Source organism: Caballeronia sp. INML1, from assembly GCF_023631085.1.
GTDB lineage: Bacteria > Pseudomonadota > Gammaproteobacteria > Burkholderiales > Burkholderiaceae > Caballeronia > Caballeronia turbans.
Genome location: NZ_JALQDT010000093.1, coordinates 1 through 3,276 on the forward strand (window position 1 = coordinate 1; position 3,276 = coordinate 3,276).

4 protein-coding genes are annotated in these 3,276 nt (G+C 61.8%); all 4 read right to left on the minus strand.

Translation table 11 applies throughout. From position 1 onward, the window contains the following. Complete coding sequence (locus NCR38_RS33910) at window positions 1-702, minus strand: succinate dehydrogenase iron-sulfur subunit (RefSeq protein WP_061122009.1); 702 nt, start codon at window positions 700-702, stop codon at window positions 1-3. 26 nt (window positions 703-728) lie between these two features. Continuing rightward, window positions 729-2,504 carry a succinate dehydrogenase flavoprotein subunit gene (gene sdhA, locus NCR38_RS33915; RefSeq protein ID WP_061122008.1) on the minus strand — a complete coding sequence of 592 codons (1,776 nt, stop codon included), beginning with the start codon at window positions 2,502-2,504 and terminating at the stop codon, window positions 729-731. 5 nt (window positions 2,505-2,509) lie between these two features. Then, window positions 2,510-2,878, minus strand: a complete 369-nt coding sequence (gene sdhD / locus NCR38_RS33920) for a succinate dehydrogenase, hydrophobic membrane anchor protein (protein WP_061122007.1) — start codon at window positions 2,876-2,878, stop codon at window positions 2,510-2,512. A gap of 2 nt (window positions 2,879-2,880) precedes the next feature. After that, the coding region (gene sdhC, locus NCR38_RS33925) for a succinate dehydrogenase, cytochrome b556 subunit (RefSeq protein WP_143756467.1) at window positions 2,881-3,276 on the minus strand (396 nt) is incomplete at its 5' end.

A 3,276-nucleotide genomic window follows, 5' to 3' on the forward strand; every position in this document is an offset into this window, starting at 1 on the left:
TCAGACAGCGCGGCGCACCATCAATTCCTTGATCTTGCCGATCGCCTTGGTCGGATTGAGCCCCTTGGGGCACACGTCGACGCAATTCATGATCGTATGGCAACGGAACAGACGATACGGATCTTCCAGGTTGTCCAGGCGTTCGCCCGTCGCCTGATCGCGGCTGTCCGCGATGAAGCGATAGGCTTGCAGCAAGCCCGCCGGGCCCACGAACTTGTCCGGGTTCCACCAGAAGCTCGGGCACGACGTCGAGCAGCTCGCGCACAGAATGCACTCGTAGAGTCCATCCAGTTCGTCGCGCTCCACCGGCGATTGCAGGCGTTCTTTCTCGGGCGGCGGCGTATCGTTGATCAGATACGGCTTGATCGAATGATACTGGTTGAAGAACTGCGTGAAGTCGCAAATCAGGTCGCGCACCACCGGCAGACCCGGCAGCGGACGCAGCACGATTCGCTGCGGCAATTCATTCAGATTCGTCAGACACGCGAGCCCGTTCTTGCCGTTGATGTTCATCGCATCCGAGCCGCACACGCCTTCGCGGCACGAGCGACGGAACGACAGCGTCTCGTCGACCGCCTTCAGCTTCACCAGCGCGTCCAGCAGCATGCGCTCGTGCTCCAGCTCGAGCTCGTACGTCTGCATGCGCGGCGCCGCGTCCTTGTCCGGATCGTAGCGATAGACTTCAAAAATTCTCTTTGCCATTTCGATTCTTCCTTGCGCTCTGTGCCTTAGAAGGTACGCGCCTTCGGCGGCACCGATTCGACCGTCAGCGGCTTCATCTGCACCGGCTTGTAATCCAGGCGATCGCCCTCGCTGAACCACAGCGTGTGACGCATCCAGTTCTCGTCGTCGCGATGCTCGTAGTCGCTGTGCGCGTGCGCGCCGCGGCTTTCCTTGCGCGCTTCGGCCGACACCATCGTCGCGCGCGCCACTTCGATCAGGTTCGCCAGCTCCAGCGCCTCGACCTTGGCCGTGTTGAACACCTTCGACTTGTCCTTCAGATGCACATGCTTCACGCGCTCGGCGAGTTCGCCGATCTTGCCCACCCCTTCTTCGAGCAGCTTCGAGGTGCGGAACACGCCCGCGTGCGCCTGCATCGACGCGCGGATGTCGTTGGCGATGTTCTGCGTGTATTCGCCCGAGGTCGATTTTTCCAGCACCGCGAGGCGTTCCATCGCGAAGTCGGCGGCATCGGCCGGCAGCGGCTTGTGCTCTTTCAATTCCTTCGCGTGCTTGATGATGTGATTGCCCGCCGCGCGGCCGAACACGACCAGATCGAGCAGCGAGTTCGTGCCCAGACGGTTCGCGCCATGCACCGAAACGCACGAGCATTCGCCCACCGCGTAGAAGCCGTTGACCGGATCGTCATAGCCCTTGGCCGTACCCACGACCTGGCCGTGCATGTTCGTCGGAATACCGCCCATCTGATAGTGGATGGTCGGCACGACCGGAATCGGCTCCTTGATGCAGTCGACGTTGGCGAACTTCAGCGCGATCTCGCGAATCGACGGCAGGCGCTTCATGATCGTCTCGGCGCCGATGTGCGACAGGTCCAGCAGCACGTGATCCTTGTTCGGACCCACGCCGCGGCCTTCCTTGATCTCCTGGTCCATCGAGCGCGAAACGAAGTCGCGCGGCGCCAGATCCTTCAGCGTCGGCGCATAGCGCTCCATGAAACGATCGCCGTTGGCGTTACGCAGAATGCCGCCTTCGCCGCGCACGCCTTCGGTGATCAGCACGCCCGCGCCCGCCACGCCCGTCGGATGGAACTGCCAGAACTCCATGTCCTGCAGCGCGATGCCCGAACGCGCGGCCATGCCGAGGCCGTCGCCCGTATTGATGAACGCATTCGTCGATGCCGCGAAGATGCGCCCCGCACCACCCGTGGCGAACAGCGTCGTCTTGCCTTCGAGGATGTAGACGTCGCCCGTTTCCATTTCGAGCGCGGTCACCCCGAGCACATCGCCGTCGGCGTCGCGGATCAGATCCAGCGCCATCCATTCGACGAAGAAGTGCGTTTTAGCCGCGACGTTCTGCTGATACAGCGTGTGCAGCAATGCGTGACCCGTACGGTCGGCCGCGGCACACGCGCGCTGCACCGGCTTCTCGCCGTAGTTCGCGGTGTGGCCGCCGAACGGGCGCTGATAGATCGTGCCGTCCGGATTGCGGTCGAACGGCATGCCCATGTGTTCGAGCTCGTACACCGCATGGGGCGCTTCGCGGCACATGAACTCGATCGCGTCCTGGTCGCCGAGCCAGTCGGAGCCCTTGATGGTGTCGTAGAAGTGATAGTGCCAGTTGTCTTCGCTCATGTTGCCAAGCGAAGCGCCGATGCCGCCTTGTGCCGCCACCGTATGCGAGCGCGTCGGAAACACTTTGGACAGCACCGCCACCGACAAACCCGCGCGCGCGAGTTGCAGCGATGCGCGCATGCCCGAGCCGCCCGCGCCGACGATGACCACGTCAAAGCGACGACGCGGCAGGGAAGTCTTGATTGCAGCCATGTTCTTTAAACTCTCCAGAGAATCTGTGCAGCGTAGCCGGCGCATCCGATCAGCCACAGGATGGTCAGCACCTGCAGCAGCAGGCGCACGCCCATCGGCTTGACATAGTCCATCCAGATGTCGCGAATGCCGACCCACGCGTGATAGAACAGGCAAAGCAAGGCTACGAAAGTCGCGAGCTTCATCCACTGCGTCGCGAAGATGCCCGCCCAGCCTTCATAGGAGAAGTTGTGCGCGCCGAAGAACCAGAACAGCAGAATGACGGTGTAGACAGCCATCACGACCGCGGTGATGCGCTGCGCGAGCCAGTCGCGCAGACCGTAGTGCGCGCCCACGACCAGGCGCTTGGGGCCGACCCGATTTTGCGTTGCCATGTTTAAAACACTCCGAAGATCTTGAGGGCCATCGCGAGCGTGAGCAACAGCGAAACGATCAGCACGATGAGCGCGGTCTGCTTGCCGCCTTCCTTATTGACCGCGACGTGGGTGTCGAGCAGCAGAAAGCGAATGCCCGCGAAGAAGTGATGCAGATATGCCCACGACAGCACGAGCGTGACGATCTTGACGATCGGGTTGGCGAGAAAGCCCTTGAACGCGTCGAACGAGATCTCTGACGTGAGGCTCTGATCGAGCAGATACAGAATGAACGGCAGACACACGAACAGCAGCAAGCCGCTTATGCGATGCAGGATCGATACCTTTCCTGCCAGCGGCAAGCGGTACTTCGCGAGTTGGCCGAGTCCGATGTTCCGGTATTCGGGCCTTGGTTTTTT

Excerpts from the sequence above, each read along its gene's own strand:
- NCR38_RS33910 (WP_061122009.1), bottom strand. The coding sequence starts at position 702 with ATGGCAAAGAGAATTTTTGAAGTCTATCGCTACGATCCGGACAAGGAC.
- sdhA (WP_061122008.1), bottom strand. The coding sequence starts at position 2,504 with ATGGCTGCAATCAAGACTTCCCTGCCGCGTCGTCGCTTTGACGTGGTC.
- sdhD (WP_061122007.1), bottom strand. The coding sequence starts at position 2,878 with ATGGCAACGCAAAATCGGGTCGGCCCCAAGCGCCTGGTCGTGGGCGCG.